Origin of the sequence: Pedobacter segetis (assembly GCF_016623585.1) — a bacterium.
GTDB classification, from domain to species: domain Bacteria; phylum Bacteroidota; class Bacteroidia; order Sphingobacteriales; family Sphingobacteriaceae; genus Pseudopedobacter; species Pseudopedobacter segetis.
Genome location: NZ_JAEHFY010000023.1, coordinates 23,537 through 42,806, shown reverse-complemented (window position 1 = coordinate 42,806; position 19,270 = coordinate 23,537). Strand labels below are relative to the sequence as shown.

At 37.4% G+C, this 19,270-nt stretch carries 17 protein-coding genes; 16 read left to right on the top strand and 1 reads right to left on the bottom strand.

Annotation, left to right across the window (positions count from 1 at the left end; translation table 11 throughout):
- Positions 1-2: 2 nt before the first annotated feature.
- From I5M32_RS14480 to I5M32_RS14460, 5 genes are all read left to right on the top strand, one after another.
- Positions 3-1,544 carry a RagB/SusD family nutrient uptake outer membrane protein gene (locus I5M32_RS14480; RefSeq protein WP_200587620.1) on the top strand — a complete coding sequence of 514 codons (1,542 nt, stop codon included), beginning with the start codon at positions 3-5 and terminating at the stop codon, positions 1,542-1,544.
- Between the two features lie 16 nt (positions 1,545-1,560).
- Positions 1,561-2,436 carry a DUF5017 domain-containing protein gene (locus I5M32_RS14475; protein ID WP_200587619.1) on the top strand — a complete coding sequence of 292 codons (876 nt, stop codon included), beginning with the start codon at positions 1,561-1,563 and terminating at the stop codon, positions 2,434-2,436.
- Between the two features lie 131 nt (positions 2,437-2,567).
- The gene (locus I5M32_RS14470) at positions 2,568-4,133 is read left to right on the top strand and encodes a DUF4955 domain-containing protein (RefSeq protein ID WP_200587618.1); all 1,566 of its coding nucleotides are present in this window, start codon (positions 2,568-2,570) and stop codon (positions 4,131-4,133) included.
- Positions 4,134-4,377: 244 nt separating this feature from the next.
- Positions 4,378-6,951 carry a GH116 family glycosyl-hydrolase gene (locus I5M32_RS14465; RefSeq protein WP_234461973.1) on the top strand — a complete coding sequence of 858 codons (2,574 nt, stop codon included), beginning with the start codon at positions 4,378-4,380 and terminating at the stop codon, positions 6,949-6,951.
- 2 nt (positions 6,952-6,953) lie between these two features.
- The gene (locus tag I5M32_RS14460; RefSeq protein WP_200587617.1) at positions 6,954-7,535 is read left to right on the top strand and encodes an RbsD/FucU domain-containing protein; all 582 of its coding nucleotides are present in this window, start codon (positions 6,954-6,956) and stop codon (positions 7,533-7,535) included.
- A 181-nt stretch (positions 7,536-7,716) separates the two neighbouring features.
- Here I5M32_RS14460 and I5M32_RS14455 read toward each other — a convergent pair whose 3' ends face one another.
- The gene (locus I5M32_RS14455; RefSeq protein ID WP_200587616.1) at positions 7,717-8,442 is read right to left on the bottom strand and encodes an IclR family transcriptional regulator; all 726 of its coding nucleotides are present in this window, start codon (positions 8,440-8,442) and stop codon (positions 7,717-7,719) included.
- 97 nt (positions 8,443-8,539) lie between these two features.
- Between I5M32_RS14455 and fucP the strand changes: the two genes are divergently transcribed.
- From fucP to I5M32_RS14400, 11 genes are all read left to right on the top strand, one after another.
- On the top strand, positions 8,540-9,799 hold the full coding sequence (fucP, locus tag I5M32_RS14450) for an L-fucose:H+ symporter permease (RefSeq protein WP_200587615.1): 1,260 nt from the start codon (positions 8,540-8,542) through the stop codon (positions 9,797-9,799).
- Positions 9,796-10,134 carry an L-rhamnose mutarotase gene (locus I5M32_RS14445; protein WP_200587614.1) on the top strand — a complete coding sequence of 113 codons (339 nt, stop codon included), beginning with the start codon at positions 9,796-9,798 and terminating at the stop codon, positions 10,132-10,134. Before fucP ends, I5M32_RS14445 begins: the two co-directional genes overlap by 4 nt.
- Before the next feature lie 2 nt (positions 10,135-10,136).
- A complete protein-coding gene (locus I5M32_RS14440; protein ID WP_200587613.1) occupies positions 10,137-11,780 on the top strand; it encodes a UxaA family hydrolase in 1,644 nt (547 codons plus the stop codon).
- Positions 11,781-11,931: 151 nt separating this feature from the next.
- On the top strand, positions 11,932-12,693 hold the full coding sequence (locus tag I5M32_RS14435; protein ID WP_200587612.1) for an SDR family NAD(P)-dependent oxidoreductase: 762 nt from the start codon (positions 11,932-11,934) through the stop codon (positions 12,691-12,693).
- A 9-nt stretch (positions 12,694-12,702) separates the two neighbouring features.
- On the top strand, positions 12,703-14,028 hold the full coding sequence (locus tag I5M32_RS14430; RefSeq protein ID WP_200587609.1) for an alpha-L-fucosidase: 1,326 nt from the start codon (positions 12,703-12,705) through the stop codon (positions 14,026-14,028).
- Positions 14,029-14,040: 12 nt separating this feature from the next.
- A complete protein-coding gene (locus tag I5M32_RS14425) occupies positions 14,041-14,892 on the top strand; it encodes a fumarylacetoacetate hydrolase family protein (protein ID WP_200587607.1) in 852 nt (283 codons plus the stop codon).
- Positions 14,879-15,712 (top strand): amidohydrolase family protein, encoded by an 834-nt coding sequence (locus tag I5M32_RS14420; RefSeq protein ID WP_200587606.1) that lies wholly within the window; start codon positions 14,879-14,881, stop codon positions 15,710-15,712. The genes I5M32_RS14425 and I5M32_RS14420 overlap by 14 nt, the downstream gene beginning before the upstream one ends.
- A 6-nt stretch (positions 15,713-15,718) precedes the next feature.
- Complete coding sequence (locus I5M32_RS14415) at positions 15,719-16,507, top strand: L-fucose dehydrogenase (RefSeq protein ID WP_200587605.1); 789 nt, start codon at positions 15,719-15,721, stop codon at positions 16,505-16,507.
- Positions 16,508-16,521: 14 nt separating this feature from the next.
- On the top strand, positions 16,522-17,262 hold the full coding sequence (locus I5M32_RS14410) for a (Fe-S)-binding protein (RefSeq protein WP_200587604.1): 741 nt from the start codon (positions 16,522-16,524) through the stop codon (positions 17,260-17,262).
- Positions 17,259-18,629, top strand: a complete 1,371-nt coding sequence (locus I5M32_RS14405; RefSeq protein ID WP_200587603.1) for a lactate utilization protein B — start codon at positions 17,259-17,261, stop codon at positions 18,627-18,629. The genes I5M32_RS14410 and I5M32_RS14405 overlap by 4 nt, the downstream gene beginning before the upstream one ends.
- A complete protein-coding gene (locus I5M32_RS14400) occupies positions 18,626-19,210 on the top strand; it encodes a LutC/YkgG family protein (RefSeq protein WP_200587602.1) in 585 nt (194 codons plus the stop codon). Before I5M32_RS14405 ends, I5M32_RS14400 begins: the two co-directional genes overlap by 4 nt.
- The last annotated feature ends 60 nt before the right edge of the window (positions 19,211-19,270 follow it).

Here is a 19,270-nt window from a genome sequence, read left to right as displayed (position 1 = left end):
TTATGAAAAATAAGATAATAATAATATTGATATTTCTCTCTTTACAGAGCATTAGCTGTAAAAAGTTTCTAGAACTAACACCTAAAGATTTCATATCTCCTGAAAATTATTTTACCAGTGAAGCTTCTTTAAACACGGCTTTAACAGGCGTTTATGATATTTTAGGCAGATCTGAGTTATACTCTAACACCTACATGACCATTTTTAGTATTTCTGACGAAGGTTATTATGCAAGAAGTGCCCAATCAACCGGTCCGCAAGTGTATAATTATAGTTCAGCTGATCCTAATGTTAATGATTTATGGGATGCTTTATACCAAGGAATTGAGCGAGCTAATGTTTTATTGGCCAATGTAGATAAAGTAAATATGGATCAAGACAAAAAAAACAACATTATAGGGCAAGCAAAGTTCTTAAGAGCATATTACTATTTCTTTTTGGTGCAAAACTGGGGAAGTGTACCATTAAAAACTAGCCCGTCAAACTCTGTTAATAACGTTAATACACCGGGTGCTGATATTAAAACTCTTTATGATTTTATAGTTAAAGAAATGACAGATGCTGAACCTTTGGTACAACCATTAGCAACCATTGGTTTTGGGGGAAGAGTTTCGCAAGATGCTGTAAGAGGTATTTTAGCCAGGGTGTGTTTGAAAATGGCTGGCCAGCCTTTAAATGATGTTTCTAAATACGCTGAAGCTTTAAAGTGGGCAAAGGCAATAGTAAACCCAACTAGCGGTTCTAACATTCACTCTTTAAACCCAGACTACGCTAATATTTTCAAAAATTTAGCAGGCGATAGGTATGACATTAAAGAATGTATTTGGGAAGGCGAGCAATTTGGCAATAGATTAACTGATTATGAGGGTGGGCGTTTAGGTAATGTAATCGGCATTAGTTGTTCTGATGATGTTTTTGGTTATTCATATGGTTTTATTAATGCTACGCCTAAATTATACAGAAGCTATGAAGCTGCAGATAAAAGAAGAGACTGGAATGTGGCACCGTTTTCTTACAAAATTACGGGTGGTGTAGTAGTAGATTCTACGTTTTTTACCGCTTCGCAAATAAATTCCAGGAATGCGGGTAAATATCGCAGAAGCTATGAAAAAGTGTTGCCTCGTAATAAAAACGTTACCCCTACAAACTTCCCTATTTTGCGCTATTCAGATGTATTATTAATGTATGCTGAAGCCGAGAACGAAGTAAATGGTCCAACTGGTTTGGCCAAATCTTTAGTAAAGCAAGTAAGGGACAGAGCCAACGCTTCAGATATTACAACTGCCGTAAGCGACAAAGATGAGTTAAGAAATATTATTAAGGATGAGCGTTTTAGGGAATTCCCTTTTGAATGTATGAGAAAGAATGATCTAATAAGGTGGGGAGATTTTATTATAGCCATGAAAGAGGTAGCAAACGACCCAACTATGGGTTCTTATGCTGGTACGGCCGGTAAAAATGTATCTGATAGGGATATACTTTTACCAATACCAATTAGTGAACTTTCATTAAACAAGGCTTTAACTCAGAATAAAGGTTGGTAATTAAAAACAATTTAAAATGAAAAAATTAACAATTATCTTACTAGGATTTATAGCTGTGATAACAGCTTGTAATAAAAAAGAAGTTACTCAGTTAAGTTTTGATGTAAGTTCTGATAAAACAAAAATTAAAGTAGGAGATACTTTAACCTATTCCTTTTCTGGAAATGCCAACTTTGTTACTTATTATTCTGGAGAAGCGGGCAGCAACTATGCCAACAAAGAGAGAATTACTGCCGATGGGACACCTACTTTAGAGTTTACTTCATATAAGCAGTATGGGACCCAAGAAAATACTTTAAATCTTTTGGCTTCAACCAACTTTGGAGGCGTTTATACAGATTCAGCCATTAGAGTAGCTACCTGGACAGACATTACCAATAGTGCTAATTTATCTACAGGTACAGATAATACCCCTTCAGGACCTATAGATTTATCTGCTTTTAAAGGCGATAAACCAGTTTTTATAGCGTTTAAGTACAACGGAACCACAGGTAGTACACAACGCACATGGACTATCAAAAACCTAAGCATTGATAACTATGTCACTGATGGTTCTAAAATCAACATCGCTAATATTGCTAATGCCGGCTGGAGAAGTGTTAAAATCGCACCTTCTCCAAAATCTTGGTCTATTTCTTCTACGCAACTACAATTTGCAGGAGGAACAGCAACAACTGATAGTAACGTGGGTTGGGTAATCACGCAACCGTTATTTTTAAACAAGGTTGCTCCAGATATAGGCTTATCCCTAAAAAGTTTTAGTAATAGTTTAGAATCATATCAAAAAGTATTTACGCAAGCAGGCGTTTATAAAACTACCTTTGTTGCAACTAATTCAACTATTTATGGCTCAGAAACTGTGGTAAAACAAATTGAAATTACTGTAGAATAAACCCATAAACTACTAGCTAAAAAGCTTAAAAGGCAAAGTGCCTCCTCACTTGTCAAAATATAAATTGAGGAGGCATTATTTTCCAACATCAAATGATCAATTGGAGCAAAAATTAAGTTATCAAAACATAAATGAAAAAATCAATCAACATAAGAGGAAAGATCATTGCTTTTTTTCTAATTCAAAGTGCTTTATTGCCCAATACCTATGCGCAAAATGTAGCCAATGTATTTAAGGAATATCAAAAAGCACCAAACCATTCAATCTTACCCAATTTCTCTTATGTAGGATATCATTATGGAGAAAAAGAAATCCCTAAAGTAAATAGTGTGGTTTTTGACGTTACAAAGTTTGGTGCCATTCCTAATGATGATCTGTCTGATAAAGAAGCCATCCAAAATGCCATTAATGCTGCTGAAAAAAATGGCGGAGGAGTGGTTTTCTTTCCGAAAGGTAAGTTTATAGCACATGGTGTAAATGATACAGACCAACAAATTTCGATTACCTCTTCTAATATTGTTTTAAGAGGTAGTGGCTCTGGCAGTGATGGTACAGAATTATTGATGCAGAAAACATTGCAGCCAGAAGACCCTAAAAAAATGTGGACTGTACCTTCCTTATTTCAAGTAAAAAGCACTGCTAAGGATATTTCCTTAGGTGGCATTGCAGCTAACGCCAATATTGGAGACTTCAACATCGTATTATCTAAATCTTCAAATCTGAAACCTAAAGATTGGATTTTAATCAAATTAAAGGATAATGATTCACGGCTTGTAAAGCAAGAAATGGGAGTTCATAATGTAGATTCTACTTGGAAATCTATCATAGATGACGGGGTTTTTGTTCGGATATTTTGTCAAGTTAAATCAGTATCGGGCAATAAAATCGAGTTGTTTTCGCCTTTGCCTTACAAAATTGATGTAAAGAATAAATGGAGTGTATATCAATTTGCACATGTAGAGGAAGTTGGTTTTGAAGATTTAGCTTTTGTTGGAAACTGGACAGATAAATTTGTTCATCATCGTTCTTGGCAAGATGATAGCGGTTATACTCTATTAAGAATTGGGCAAGCCGTAAATTCTTGGGTTATTAATTGCAGATTTACAAATGTTAGTGCCGCTTGTACCACAACTGCTGGCGCTAACATTTCTATTTTAAATTGTAAATTAACAGGTAATTCAGGTCATGAAGCAATCAGTAATAACGGGGGTACTAACATACTTTTAGGAAAAATTACCGATGAAGCGGGTATGTGGCATTCTGTGGGTGTTGCTGGTTCATCAATTAATACAGTTATTTGGCGTGTGAGCTATCCATCTAACACTTCATTTGAAACACATTCATCGCAACCCCGAAACACCTTATTAGATTGCGTAACCGGTGGGTTAATGGATGGAAGAGGTGGCGGAGCTATTGTGAATATGCCCAACCATTTATCCAATTTAATATTTTGGAACTATAAGCAAACTAATGCTCCTTACACTCCATTTGATTTTTGGCCAGAAAATAAATCCAAATATTGGCGTGTAGTAATGCCAATTATTGTAGGTTTTACGGGAGGTACTACATTTATTAAAGACCAGTTAGCCTACGAAGAATCTACCGGAGCTTTTGTAGAACCAAAATCACTATATGAAGCACAATTAAAACTGCGTTTGGGTAAATTACCGGCTTGGATCAATCAATTCAATAAATAATTAAAAATTACTGCAAGCACAAATTAATGATAACTAAACTTTTTTAACTATTTTGTGCTGCTTGCAATTCGGTGCCAGGGCCAGTCTAATATTTATAATTACAAAGACTGCTTAAACACGAAAAAATTGGAAAGATGCGGAATATTATCTTCTTGAAGCGGCTTTCAAGAATAATAAATCAATTGACCCCCCGTTTAGGCTTGCAAACCAAAAACCTTAACACTCCAAAAGGATGATAAGCAACATGAAACTAAATTTGAAACAGCTTTTTTTTTTAAATCTAAGTTTTTTTGCGGTATTGAATATCCATCTGCTTAGAGCCCAAGATAAAGACAACTGGCCCATTTTAAAGCATTACGACCAAAACCATCTGCTTAATATCGCGTTGCCCTTAGGCGGCATAGGTACTGGCACTGTCTCTTTAGGAGGCCGCGGAGAACTACGCGACTGGGAGATAATGAACAAACCCGGAATTGGCTACAGTACCGTAACTACGGGTAATAACGCACCCTTCTTTGCTGTTTTTATTAAACCAGCCGATGAAAAACCCGTTACGAGAGCATTGATAGGCCCCGTTGATGATACCGAATACCAACATTACGAAGGCAGGCCTGTTAACCAGCATGGTTTTCCAAGGTTTGCGAATGCAAGTTTTGATGCTTCCTATCCTGTCGGGATGGTCAATCTGTCAGACCCTAATCTCCCAGTAAAAGTTAAAATCATCGGGTTTAACCCTTTAGTGCCCGGAGACGCGGATGCAAGCGGTTTACCCCTTGCTGTACTTACCTACGAGGTTACAAACTTAACATCGAAACCAATGTCGGTGTCCGTTTGTGGATCCATGCGCAATTTCGTTGGAAAAGATGGTAGCAAATACCATCGTGACTGGAAGGGTGATTTTATCCCTGATGGAGCCAAAAAGAACCAAAATGTTTTTAAAGACAATGGGAAGATCAGCGGCATTTACATGTACTCCGATAGCGTAAACAAAGCTGACCCTGCCTATGGCACAATCGGCCTGTTAACAGATGAAAAATCAGGCGTAAGCTACCGCCGGTCTTCAGTGGCCGACAGATGGGCACTTTCTACACTTGATTTTTGGGATGATTTTAGCGCCGATGGCGAACTGACCGATAAGGATAAGTTATATGATAATGACCCAATGGCATCTCTGGCTGTTAAAAAAGAGATAGCGCCTAACAGTACCGAAACCTTTCAGTTTTACATCACCTGGGATTTCCCCAACAGGTTTGCATGGTCTAAAACCGTAGTAGGCAATTATTATAGCACCAAATATGCAGATGCTTGGGACGTGGCAGAAAAAGTTATCCCAAAGATTCCTGCTTTAAAGCAAAAGACAAAGCTCTTTTTAAACGCTTTTCTCAATTCTTCTTTGCCTTTAGCTGTAAAAGAGGCGGCACTTTTTAACCTCAGTACGCTCCGTTCGCAAACTGTATTTCGGATAAAAGACGGACACATGATGGCGTGGGAAGGCGTAATGGATGAATTTGGATCCTGTTACGGCTCATGTACGCATGTTTGGAACTACGAGGTAGCCACTCCTTTCCTTTATGGTAATTTGGCAAAAAGTATGAGGGATGTAGAATTTAATTATGCATCCAGAGATAACGGTTTTATGTCTTTTAGGGCAAATTTGCCTTTGTCAGAAGCCTCAAAAGGCCCGATAGCCGCTGCGGATGGCCAAATGGGCACTATCATGAAGTTCTATAGGGAATGGCAATTATCTGGTGATAACCAATTTTTGAAAGATAACTGGCCTAGAGTAAAAAATGCTTTGGCTTTTGCTTGGGTAAAAGGCGGTTGGGACGGTGATGTTGACGGGGTGATGGAAGGATGCCAGCATAACACCATGGATGTGGAATATTATGGGCCGAACCCGCAGATGCAATTCTGGTATTTGGGAGCGCTACGGGCCGCAGAAGAAATGGCCAAATTTTTAAAAGATGATGCCTTTGCCAAAAAGTGTAACCTATTGTTTAAAAAAGGAAGTGCATGGACTGATGCAAACCTTTTCAACGGAGAATATTATATCCAGAAAATTCAACCACCTACCACTGATATTTTTCCGGGCTTAAGGATGGGAGGCAAAATTGACATCAATAAGATTAAGAACCCTGATTTTCAATTGGGAAAAGGTTGTTTGGTTGATCAGTTAGTTGGGCAATATATGGCCCATATCTGTGGGTTGGGTTACCTGGCTAAAAAGGAGAATATCGATACTACGCTAAAATCAATTATGAAATATAATTATGTGGCAGATTTTTCTTCTAAATTCAACAATATGCGCTCTTTTGTGATGGGCAATGAAAGTGGGCTGATTATGGCGAGCTGGCCGAACGGACGGGAAAAAGTTCCTTTCCCATATTTTGCCGAGTCCATGACCGGTTTTGAATATACCGCAGCCGTAGGGATGATGTATGAAGGGCAGACGGACAACGCATTAAAATGTATTACTAGCATCAGGGAAAGGTTTGACGGACGAAAAAGAAACCCATATGATGAGCCGGAATGTGGCCATCATTATGGCAGGGCCATGGCTAGTTGGGCATCTGTTCTAGCGCTAAGTGGCTTTCAGTATTCTGGAGTAAAGGGCAGTATTTCATTCACTTCAACTCCTGGCAACTATTTTTGGAGCAATGGATATGCTTGGGGCACTTGTGATGTTGAAAATAAAAAAGCGGTATTAACTGTTTTGGATGGTACGCTCTCATTTTCAAAGTTCAGCTTGGGCAACATATCAACCAATGTAAAACCTACTATTTTGAAAGCCGGCGAGCATAAAGAAATCAATTTATAAATATGATGAGAACGTTAAAATATCTGTTAGCCGTTTTATTGATAGTGAGCTGCGCCATCGGTTGTAAGAGCGAAGCTTCCAAAACAGAGGGATCAACTTCAAATTCTTGGAAGCCGGAATTTAAAACCAAGCTTTCGGAATACGGGCATAGGAACTGGATTTTAATTGTTGACAAAGCTTTCCCCGCCCAGAATTCCGCCGGTATTGTAACAATTGATACTCATCAGGGCCTGTTAAAAGTACTTGATTATACCCTTGCACAGATAGATAGCTCGACTCACGTAAAACCAAATATTTTTACGGATAAAGAACTCGGCTATATTACCAAAGAACAAGTTGAAAATATTGATGGGTACAGAACTGCTTTGTTAAAAAGTATTGAAAAGTACCAACCCAAAAGTATGTTGCATGATTCTGTTTTTGTGAATATTGACAAGGCTTCAAAACTGTTTCAGGTACTGGTTTTAAAAACAGATGAGGTTATCCCCTATTCTTCAATATTTATCCAATTAGACTGTAAGTACTGGACCGAGGAAAAAGAACATAGCTTAAGAAAACGGATGGATTCCCCCGTTAATCGATAAAGATTTGAGGAGATACAATTGTTTCCAAGGTTTCTTAATGAGCTTTCCTTGTAATCGGTTCTTTTTTAGGGATGTGTATTCTTAATCTCCAATCCTGATTAGAGAAAAATTTAATGAAATAAATGATAAAAAAATCCTTCAAAAAATGATATTCATCAAATCTTTTTTGAAGGACAGTGAATTAGACTGATAGTGATTTACCTGCTTCGATTGCTAATGATATCATGTTGGCTTTTATTTCTGTATTAAACCTGAAGGAAGGAAGATAAATGCTAAAGCTGGCAATCACCTTTTGGTTTTTATAAATTGGCACCGCAACACCAACCACCTGCACACTATCTTCAATTAGCGCATAACCTTGATTCCTGATGATTTGTATCTGTTCAAAAAGCCCAACCCTAGATGCTGCCAGAGACCAAACTTCCTTATGAGGTAAACCATATTGATTAATGTGTGATTGAATAGCTTTATCAGTTAATAAAGCTATCAATAGCCTCCCAGTAGAAGAATCATATGCTGATTTTTCTATTGGGGTGGTTGCCTGAATCAACTGATTACAAGTCTTATTGATGATCACTTGCCTCTTATCTTTTTTTAGAATTGCAATCAAGCAATTTTCTTTGATATCATCTGTAATTTGGCTTAGAATTGGAGTTGCACTATCTATTAAAGATTTATACCCTAAACTTCCATTATTGATTTCAGTAATCAAATCTCCAATTAAATAACCTTTTTCATGATCAGCTCTTTTTAGAAGACCACGGCTCACCAATGTTTTTATAATGTTTGCACAGGTTCCTAAATTTAAATTCAGATCTTTTGCGATTTTACCCATTAATTTAGGTTCATCGGCCATTTCTGCTACATATTCTAAAATGTCTATAGCTCTATTTAACACTTGAATCATCATCCAAAGTTAAGTTAAAATAGCAAATATTCCACAATATAAAGTTTTTGCTTTATATAGTATTATTTATTTCTTTTGATAACCAATTATTTTGCGCATGAACAAAAATAAAACCTCTACTAGGTTTGCTTTTATTATGATCACCTCCTTGTTTTTTATGTGGGGGTTTGTCCATAATCTTGATCCAATCTTAATCCCTCACCTTAAAAGGGCGTTTAGTCTATCCAATTTGCAAGCTTCTTTGATAGACTCCTCAGTCTTTATCGCCTATTTTGTGATGGCACTACCTGCCGGTGCTTTAATGAAAAAATTTGGATATAAAACGGGTATTTTAACAGGTTTATCACTATTTGCCATTGGCTCATATTTGTTTATCCCATCGGCAAATACACAGATGTATATTTTCTTTTTGCTTTCATTATTTGTAATTGCCTGTGGTTTAGCTACGTTAGAAACTGCGGCAAATCCATACGCATCTTTATTAGGCCCACCAGAAAAGGCAGTACAGCGTTTAAATTTGGCGCAATCATTTAATGGCTTAGCTGCAACTTTGGCACCTATTATTGGAGGAAAAATAATTCTCACTAAAAGCTATTCTGACGCAGTTTTAAGCACAATGAGTTCATCGGCTAGGCAAATTGCACTGGCATCTGAGGCAGCATCTGTCAAAACTCCTTATTTCATATTAGGGACAATCATCTTATTTATTGCCATTATCTTTTACTTTATGAAGTTGCCTGAAATCAAAGATGGAGATGGTGAGGCTTCGGTTTCCAATGTCTTTCACGCATTAAAACATCGGCATTTAAGTTGGGCCGTTGCGGCACAGTTTTTTTACGTAGGGGCACAGGTATGTGTATTTAGTTTTTTTATACTTTATGCCATAAAAGCTTCTAGCATAAGCGAGGGATTAGCAGCTATCTATGCTGGTTTTGGTGTAGGGATGGCTTTTATGCTAGGAAGATTTGTTGGAACATTTTTCATGAGATTTATAAAACCTGTAAAGTTGTTAGTGATCTATAGTCTGATATGTATGGCTTTATCAATTCTAGCCATATTCTTGACGGGGATGGTTGCAGTATATCTCATTATAGGCATCGCATTTTTTATGTCTATCATGTTTCCTACTATCTTTTCGTTAGGCATTAAAGATTTAGGCGGGGATACTAAATTTGGAAGTAGTTTGATCATTATGTCGATAGTGGGAGGTGCAATTTTACCCCCAATTTTTGGCTACATCAGTGATGTGGCTCAGAACATTCAGGTAGGTTATATTGTGCCTTTGATCTGTTTTATAGTCATATTTTGTTTTGCATCATTTGGGTATAAAGTAAAACCTTTAAAAACCATTATATGATAAGGTATTGTTTTGCACTTGATTTAGTAGATGACCAAGAACTGATAAAAGCCTATGAAGACTGGCACCAAAAAGTTTGGCCACAGATCATCCATAGTATTGTGGTATCTGGAATCAAAAACCTAGAGATTTACAGAGTGGGCAACCGCCTTTTCATGATCATGGAAGTAACTTCAAAATTCAGTTTTGAGAAGAAAGTTGAAACCGATAACAAAAACCCAAAAGTACAAGAATGGGAAGAATTGATGTGGAAATTCCAGCAGCCTTTGCCTTTTGCAAAATCAGGCGAGAAATGGGTACTGATGGATAAGATATTTGATTTGAACAAGAATTAGGAATGAATAAAAGTTTTTTTTTACAGATAGACCCAAAAGACAATGTGTTGGTAGCACTTCAGGATTTAGAAGTAGGCAGGGAATTTAATTTTGGGAACCAAAACATCATCATTAAAGAAAACATCCCCGCCAAGCATAAATTCTTTATTAATGATATGCAAGCTGGCGACGAATTATTGATGTATGGTGTGTTAGTTGGTAAACTCCAAAATAAAGTGAAAAGCGGTGAGCGGATGAGTCTAGAAAACACCAAACACGCTGCTGATCCATACTTTTATAGAAAGGTAGATTATAAATGGAAACAACCAGACATCCACACTTTTGAAAATAGAACCTTTAATGGCTATCATAGAAAAAATGGGCAAGTAGGAACTGCTAATTATTGGCTATTTATCCCTACCGTTTTTTGCGAGAATAGAAATTTAGATGTAATCAAGGAAGCTTTACATGATATTTTGGGCTATTCAACAACAGATAAATACAAAATTTTTGCTAAAACCCTATTGCAAGAAATTAAAGAAGGTAAATCTATTGATGATTTCAATACCTCACTTTCTGAATCAAACTTAAAGGATAGGTATTTTAAAAATGTTGATGGGATAAAATTCTTAAATCATCAGGGTGGTTGCGGAGGTACTAGGCAAGATTCGGATATATTAAGTAAGCTGTTGGCAGCCTATGCAGATCATCCAAATGTTGCCGGAATTACCCTTTTGAGCTTAGGTTGTCAGCATTTACAAGTGCAGTATTTTTTAAATGATTTGAAATTCCGAAATCCAGATTTTGATAAACCCCTTTATATTTTTGAGCAACAGAAAACACAAAGTGAAGAGGCTTTAATTAAAGATGCTATCAAACAGACTTTTTTGGGTTTAATAGAAATCAACAAAATAGAACGTAAACCGGCACCTCTATCTAAACTAATAGTTGGGGTAAAATGCGGTGGAAGTGATGGTTTTAGCGGGATTTCTGCCAATCCATCGGTTGGCTATACCGCTGATTTATTGGTAAGCTTGGGAGGTAAAGTGTTATTAGCTGAGTTTCCAGAATTATGCGGAGTAGAGCAAAATCTGATTGATAGATGTGTTAATCAACCCGTTGCTGAAAAGTTTATTCGTTTAATGACCGATTATGATTCTCAAGCTCATGCAGTGGGATCGGGTTTTTATATGAATCCTTCACCCGGCAATATCAAAGATGGACTAATTACCGATGCAATAAAAAGCGCTGGAGCAGCAAAAAAGGGAGGAACTTCTCCAGTAGTAGATGTATTAGATTATACCGAGCCTGCTACAAAACTAGGTTTAAGCCTAGTTTGTACCCCTGGTAATGATGTAGAAGCTACAACAGGAAAAGCTGCCAGTGGTGCAACCTTAATTTTGTTTACAACCGGTTTAGGCACTCCAACGGGTAACCCAGTTTGCCCGGTAATTAAGGTGGCTACTAATTCAGCATTGGCAAAAAGAATGAGTGATATTATTGATATTGATACAGGAGGAGTAATTACTGGTGAAAAAAGTATCACTCAAATGGGCGAAGAGATTTTGGAATACTGTATTAAAGTAGCTAGTGGAGAGGAAATTCCAAAAGCAGTAAAGCTGAATCAGGATGATTTTATCCCATGGAAAAGAGGGGTAAGTTTATAGTTGCGTTAACGATAGGAACGCCCGCCTAAACGGAACGGGCAGGGATACCGGCTATTGGCTAATGCCTGTGCAGTATGAGTGGATAGCGTGTTAAAACGCCCAAATCTTTAAAAATATAGAAAAGAAAATTATTCAACCTTAATTAATAAAGATGTTTAGTTTAAAAGGAAAATCTGCGGTAATTACTGGAGCAGGAAGTGGCATAGGTAAAGCTATTGCTCTTCTTTTTGCTCGGCAAGGAGCCATAGTTCATATTGTGGATAGAAGTGAAGTTTTTGCCGACGAAACAGTAAATGAAATCAAACAATTTGGCAAAGCGTTCAAACACATTTGTGATGTTGCAGATCAAAAGCAAATGGTGTCTGTTTTTCAGCAGATTGCAAAAATCGATATTTTAATTAATAATGCGGGGATTGCCCATGTTGGGAAAGCAGATACCACCGAGGAAGCAGATTTTGATAAAGTTTACCAAGTGAATGTAAAAGGAGCTTATAACTGTTTATATGCTGCAATTCCTTTGATGAAAAAGAAAGGTGGCGGTGTAATCTTAAATACAGCATCTATTGCCTCTTTGGTAGGTATTTCTGATCGCTTTGCCTATTCTATGAGTAAAGGAGCCATTTATGCCATGAGCATGTCTGTAGCCAGAGATTATATAGACCAAAATATCAGGTGCAATAGCATTTCTCCGGCCAGAGTACATACCCCATTTGTAGATGGTTTTATCGCCAAAAATTACCCGCATAATCACGAAGAAATATTTGATAAGTTATCAAAAAGCCAACCAATTGGCCGTATGGGTAAACCAGAAGAAGTGGCAGCCTTAGCCCTTTATTTATGTTCTGATGAGGCAGGTTTCATAACTGGATGTGATTATCCTATTGATGGAGGCTTTATTAAATTAAACAATTAGACAAATGATATGAAAAAATTATGGATTTGCTTTTTTACCGCATTTATTTTTAATAGTGGTTACGCACAAACCTATGTTGCCTCTCCAACAAACCTTCAAGCTCGTCAACAGTTTCAGGATGCTAAATTTGGATTGTTTATCCATTGGGGTGTTTTTAGTATTATGGGGCATGCAGAATGGGTAATGAATAATGAGAACATCCCTGTAAAGGATTATACTAAACTGATGAGCTTTTTTAATCCCACCCAGTTTGATGCACACGCTTGGGTAAGTATGGCAAAAAACGCAGGGATGAAATACATTACGCTTATCACCCGTCATCATGATGGTTTCAGTATGTGGGATACCAAATATTCTGATTTCAATATCATGAATACACCTTACCATCAAGACGTGGTAAAAATGATTGTGGATGAATGCCATAAACAACACATGAAAATATTTCTTTACTATTCTTTGCTTGATTGGAGAAGGGATGATTATTCTTGGTGGACAGGCAGAACAGGGCAAGGCACTGGGCGTACGGTTAAAGGAAATTGGAATGGCTATATCAGCTTTATGAAAAACCAGTTAACAGAATTACTGAGCAATTATGGTAAAATCGATGGAATTTGGTTTGATGGATATTGGGATGAAAGTGGACCCAAAAATGCTGTAGATCATTCACCAAGGGTAGATTGGCACATTTCCGAGATATATGCGTTAATCCATCAATTGCAACCTCAATGTTTAATTGGAAATAATCATCACTTAACGCCCATGCCAGGCGAGGATTTTCAGATGTTTGAACAAGATCTTCCTGGGCAGAATAAATCAGGCTTTAGCATAGGAAAAGTATCGGATCAACTCCCCTTAGAAACTTGCGAAACCATGAATAAATCTTGGGGTTTTAACATTAAAGATAACAATTACAAGACGGTTCCCCAGCTCATTCATTATCTGGTAAATGCTGCGGGCAGAAATGCCAATTTTTTGTTAAATGTAGGGCCTCAGCCTAATGGCGTAATTCAGCAAGAATTTCAGGATACTTTAAAGGAAGTGGGCAAATGGATGGCAAAATATGGTGAGAGTATTTACGGAACTCGTGGAAACATTGTACCCCCTCAAGATTGGGGTGTTGTAACAGCAAAAGATCAAATCCTTTATGTTCATCTTTTAGATCCATCACAAGCTAATATTAGTATTGAAGATATAAAGGGCAAGATTAGAAGTTGCGTATTAATGGGAACCAATGAGAAGGTAAAATTTAAGCAAAATAAGAGTGAACTAACACTTTATTTAGATGGCATTCCTAAAAATAATATAGATACCATTATTCAACTTACATTGAAGTAAATTAAAATAAGCATGAAATTGATTCGATTTGGCAAGCTTGGGAAAGAAAGACCAGGTATAATGATAAAAGATAAAAGATATGATGTATCGCCTTTTATAAAAGATTATAACGAAGAATTCTTTGAAAACGGAGGATTAAAGCAGCTCCAAGAAATTTTTAAAACACAACAATTGCAAGAAATTGATACTAATGAGAGATGGGGAAGTCCGGTTGCTCGCCCTTCAAAAATGGTGTGTATCGGTCTTAATTACGCTAAACATGCTAAAGAAACCAATGCGCCAATCCCTGCAGAACCCATCATTTTCTTTAAATCTACAACTTCAATGGTAGGGCCTTATGATGAGGTGATGCTACCAAAAGGCTCTTTAAAAACAGATTGGGAAGTTGAATTGGCTTTTGTGATTGGGAAAAAGGCTAGCTATGTTTCAAAAGAAGATGCTCTGGATTATGTTGCCGGATACGTCTTGCATAATGATATCAGCGAACGGGCATTTCAATTAGAGCGTGGTGGGCAATGGGCAAAAGGTAAAGGTTGTGATACTTTTGCTCCACTTGGCCCATGGCTTGCAACTAAAGATGAAATTCCTAATCCTAATCATTTACACTTATGGCTTAAAGTAAATGACCAAATGATGCAGGACGGCAATACTGATGATTTTATTTTTAATGTCTCCTATCTTGTTTCTTATTTAAGCGAGTTTATGACGCTTTTACCTGGCGATGTCATTTCAACCGGTACTCCTCATGGCGTGGGATTAGGCTTTAAACCTCCAATTTATCTGAAAGAAGGAGATGTGATGGAGTTAGGCATTGATGGTTTAGGAACCGCTAAACAAAGTGTGGTAGCATATGCTAAAAATTGATGCTCATCAGCATTTTTGGAAGTTTGATCCCGTCAAGCATTCATGGATAAATTCTGAAATGAATGTGATCCGAAGAGATTTTATGCCTAAGGATTTGCAGCCATTACTTCATGAAAAAAAATTTAACGGGTGCATTGCCGTACAGGCAGATGAGCATGAAGATGAAAATACTTTTTTGTTGGAGCTAGCCTCTGAAAATGATTTTATTAAAGGGGTAATAGGTTGGGTTAACTTTTTTGATAAAAGCGTAGCATCCAGAATAGAGTTTTATAGCCAATACGAAAAAATGAAAGGTTTCAGGTACATCCTTCAGGATAAAAACCCTAGAGACCTAATGTTACACAAAACCTTTCTTGATGGACTAAAAGCTTTGGATGATCATCAATTTTTATATGAGGTTTTGATATTCACTGATCAGCTCTGTTTTGCTAAAGAATTGGTGTCTAGGTTTCCAAATCAGATTTTTGTGCTTGATCATTTGTCTAAGCCGATGATCAAAATTGGAGAAATAGACCAGTGGAGAAAAGATATATCCGCTTTGGCAGAACATGAGAATGTGTGTTGTAAAATTTCAGGAATGGTTACAGAGGCAGATTGGAAAAACTGGAAATATGAAGATTTTGAACCTTATTTAGACGTTGTTTTTAATGCCTTTGGTTCTAATAGAGTGTTATTCGGTTCAGACTGGCCAGTTTGCAATTTAGCAGGAAATTATCAACAAGTAGCTCAAATAGCGGAATATTATACTAAGCAGTTATCTAGAGATGAACAAGAGAAATTCTGGGGACGAAATGCTGCTAAATACTATCAATTAATTTAAAATATTATGGATTTACATCTAAAAGATAAGGTCATTATCATTACAGGAGGAGCCAAAGGCATAGGATATGGAATTGCCGAGACCGTAGCAAAGGAAGGTGCAATAGCAGTGATCATTGGAAGAAAAAAAGAGGATAACCAAAAGGCAATTGATCAGATCAATTCTTTAAATGGTCAAGCTTTTGGTATTGAGGCAGAATTAACCGATCCTAAAGTATGTGAAAAAGCTGTTCAGTCTGTGATTAAAGAATTTGGCAAAATTGATGGTTTGGTAAACAATGCAGGGTTAAACGATGGCGTAGGGCTAGAGCATGGTTCTTATGAGGGTTTTATGTTAAGTCTGCACAGAAATCTGGTCCACTATTATTTAATGGCACATTATGCCTTGCCAGAACTTAAGAAATCAAAGGGAAGTATTGTAAATATTTCCTCTAAAACTGCAGAAACTGGTCAGGGAAATACTTCTGCCTATGCCGCAGCAAATGGAGGGAGAAATGCTTTAACCAGAGAATGGGCTGTTGAAATGTTAAAATATGGAATCCGTGTGAATGCGTTGGTTGTAGCTGAATGCTGGACACCCCAATATGAAAATTGGATTAAAACCTTACAAAACCCAAAAGAGACTTTAGATAAAATAACGGCTAATATTCCTTTAGAAAATAGAATGACTACCATTTATGAAATCGGTAGCACAGTTGCTTTTTTGTTGAGTAGTCAATCTAGTCATACAACTGGCCAGATTTTGTATGTTGATGGGGGTTACGTCCATTTAGATAGAGCTCTCGCAAATGCTTAAATAATGATCATTCAATGAAAGTTGCCTTATTTGTTCCGTGTTATGTAGATCAGTTTTATCCAAATGTAGCGATAGCTACTTTAGAACTGTTAGAGAAGTTTGGATGCGAGGTAAGCTATCCAAAAAACCAAACCTGTTGTGGGCAGCCGATGTCTAACTCTGGATTTGAGCATTTAACAAGTGGTTGTAACAAAAATTTTGTAGAAAGCTTTAAAGGTTTTGATTACATCGTAGCACCATCTGGGAGTTGCGTTTTACATATCAAAGAGCATCTGCATGATGAAGAGCATCCCTCGGAAGCGGAAAAAATAAGTAAGACCATTTACGAATTGGTTTCTTTTTTAACCGATGTTTTAAAGGTTGAGCATCTGGAGGCAAGTTTTCCGCATAAAGTAGGGATGCACCAAAGTTGCCATGGGCAAAGAGGGTTAAAGCTTTCGCAGATGACGGAACTGAATGCACCTCCGTTCTCAAAACCTCAGGATTTATTGAATTTGGTAAAAGATATTGAGATGATTGAGTTGGATAGAAAAGACGAATGCTGTGGTTTTGGAGGTACTTTTTGTGTAGCCGAAGAGGCCGTTTCGGCCAAGATGGGAGTAGATAGAGTGAATGATCATGTGCGCCATCATGCAGAATATATTACCGGTATCGATATGTCATGCTTGATGCACTTAGAAGGTATCCTGAGAAGACAAAAAAGCAAAACCAAGATCATTCATATTGCGGAGATTTTAAATGGGAGGAAAGCATGAAAACGATAGATCACGCAGCGAATTCAAAAGTATTTAATCAAGACGAAGATCGGGTAGATTGGCATGATGAAACGCTTTGGTTCATCAGGCAAAAGCGGGATAAAGCGTCTAAGCAAATCCCTCAATGGGAAGCCTTACGTGAAGCGGCCTCACAAATTAAAAATCATACCTTATCAAATCTGCACAATTATTTAGAGGAATTTGAGCTAAATGCCAAAGCCAATGGCATCCAAATCCATTGGGCTAAAGACGCACAAGAGCATAACGAGATTGTGTATGATTTACTGGCAAAACAAGGGATCAGCAAAATGGTAAAAAGTAAATCTATGCTTACCGAAGAATGCCACTTAAACCATTACTTAGAAGATAGAGGCATTGAGGTAATAGATTCTGATTTGGGAGAGCGCATTGTTCAATTGGCAAAGGAGCCCCCAAGTCATATCGTTTTGCCTTGTATTCACAAAAAAAAGGAAGAGATTGGAGCGTTATTTCATGAACATCTGGGAACACCAGAAGGAAATGCAGATCCTCAGGTATTAACAGAAGCAGCAAGACAACATCTTAGGGATGTTTTCCTTACCAGAAGAGCCGCTCTAACAGGAGTGAATTTTGCCGTGGCAGAAACTGGAGAAATTGTAGTCTGCACCAACGAAGGAAACGCAGATCTGGGCGTTCATTTAGCGGATATCCATATCGCTTGCATGGGGATAGAAAAGATTATCCCTAAAAGAGGGCATCTATCAGTTTTTTTGAGGTTATTAGCCAGAAGTGCTACAGGGCAACCTGTAACAACCTATTCCAGTCATTTTGCTAAACCCAGAAAAGGAAAAGAACTACATATTGTATTGGTTGATAATGGAAGAACTAAACAATTGGGGCGCCCAGATTTCAGAAACTCCTTAAAATGTATCAGATGTTCTGCTTGTTTTAATACCTGCCCAGTGTATAGAAGAAGTGGTGGACATAGTTATCATAGCGTGATTGCTGGCCCTATTGGTTCTATCTTATCCCCAAATTTGGATATGGCCAAACATGCAGATTTGCCATTTGCGTCCACATTGTGCGGCTCATGCAGTAATGTTTGCCCGGTAAAGATAGACATCCACGAGCAGCTCTATAAATGGCGACAGGTTTTGGTTAAAGAAGGATATGTAGATGCAAAAAAAGCTTTGTCTATGCAACTGATGGCGAAAACTTTGGCTTCGCCAACCTTATACCACTTAGCGGGTAAAGCAGCCAGAACAACGTTAAAATATGCGCCATTTATTGCTCAAAACAGGTTTAATCCATGGTATCATCAAAGAGAAATGCCAGCAGTTCCGAAAAGTTCATTTGGCGAGTGGTATCAAAAAAATAGAACAAAATGAATAGCAGAGCCTGTATATTAAATGCTGTAAAAGAAAATCAGCCCGAGCTATTAGCCTTGCCGGATATCACCCATTTACTTGAAGTAGAAAATCAGGATTTGGTGGCCGAATTTACCCGAGTAATTGAGGGCATCGGAGCTAAAGTATTTCAGGTAAATAAATATCAGGAAATTATTCATCATTTGAAGGCAGATTTTGAAACAGAAAAAGTAAGAGTAGTATCTACTTTGAAAGAATTTGATGAAATAGCCAAACCCTTTAGCGGTTTAGATAACCATGAATTGGCAGATGTTGAATTGATGATTTTACCCACTCATTTTGCTGTGGCAGAGAATGGTGCCAGTTGGGTGGATGATGAATTATTTAAGGAAAGAGTGCTGCCGTTTATCCCGCAACATTTAGTGTTTATTGTAGAGAAAGAAAAGATCGTCCCTACGATGCATCATGCTTACCAACTCATCGGCAAAAAAAAATACAGCTACGGAACGTTTATAGCAGGCCCATCAAAAACTGCTGATATTGAGCAAAGCTTGGTTTTAGGTGCCCATGGTCCACGCAGCTTAAGGGTTTTTTTAGTTTAAAATCATAATTTCAAACTCTTTAAAACGGCAATAAGAGTAGTTTTACAGTTATGATTCAAA